The following is a 366-nucleotide window of genomic DNA, read 5'->3' as shown; positions in this document are numbered from 1 at the left end:
TCACAGGTTCAAATCCTGTCCCCGCAACCACCGATAACGACACTCCCGAGGCGAAAGCCGAGGGAGTGTTTCTTTTTGTGGCGTTTCCAATGGCTTGCCGCTCGGTCCATTCGAGGATTGCGCGCAGTTCGCCATGCAGCGTGGCGTAGATTTCCCCACGTACCGGTCCCGGCGTCAGCACAATCTTCTCGATCAGCATCCGCAAAGCCGCAGCCGCCTGGGGCCGTTCGTCGGGCCGGGCCAGCGCGGTCGTCAGCGCGGCGACCTTCTTCGCATAGACCGCTGAAGCACTCGGCAGAATGTCCGGTGTGTCAGAAGTGGCTCGGTTTACCTAAATAGGTTCCGGGCGTTTTTCTAAGTGGTTTT

At 59.3% G+C, this 366-nt stretch carries 1 protein-coding gene; it reads right to left on the bottom strand.

What is annotated here, in order from left to right:
• The coding region (locus tag CG51_RS20645) for a hypothetical protein (RefSeq protein WP_211254222.1) at nucleotides 1–199 on the bottom strand (199 nt) is incomplete at its 3' end.
• Nucleotides 200–366 lie beyond the last annotated feature (167 nt).

The sequence above is a fragment of the Haematobacter missouriensis genome (assembly GCF_000740775.1).
GTDB lineage: Bacteria > Pseudomonadota > Alphaproteobacteria > Rhodobacterales > Rhodobacteraceae > Haematobacter > Haematobacter missouriensis.
Note: the sequence above shows the minus strand (reverse complement) of the source record. Positions and strands in the feature narration are given on the sequence as shown.